Origin of the sequence: Citrobacter sp. TBCS-14 (assembly GCF_005280805.1) — a bacterium.
In the GTDB taxonomy this organism is placed as follows: domain Bacteria; phylum Pseudomonadota; class Gammaproteobacteria; order Enterobacterales; family Enterobacteriaceae; genus Citrobacter; species Citrobacter gillenii.
The window spans coordinates 1-268 of record NZ_SZWM01000351.1 but is presented as its reverse complement, the minus strand read 5'-3'; the positions used below and the strand labels follow the sequence as shown (position 1 = coordinate 268).

Here is a 268-nt window from a genome sequence, read left to right as displayed (position 1 = left end):
GTTGTAAAGGCGGCTTCATCGCTGTAATCCGCCTGACGAACGGTAATGCCCTGCTGACTAAGCGCCGTCGCTTTAGCGGGATTACGCACGATTGCCACAATCTGGCTGGCAGGAACGGTTTTCAGCAGAGATTCAATAACGTGTTGGCCCAGTTGGCCGGTGGCGCCGGTAATCGCGATCATGGGGTGACTCCCTGGTATTGGTCTTGTGTTTAATCACGCTAACACCTAAACTTACTTTTAGTAAGTACGTACAAAAAGGTTAGTAT

The 268-nt window shown here is 50.0% G+C and carries 1 protein-coding gene; it reads right to left on the bottom strand.

All coding sequences use genetic code 11. From position 1 onward, the window contains the following. On the bottom strand, positions 1–182 hold a 182-nt coding region (locus FDX22_RS15450; protein WP_146717423.1), incomplete at its 3' end, for an NAD(P)H-binding protein. Between the last annotated feature and the right edge of the window lie 86 nt (positions 183–268).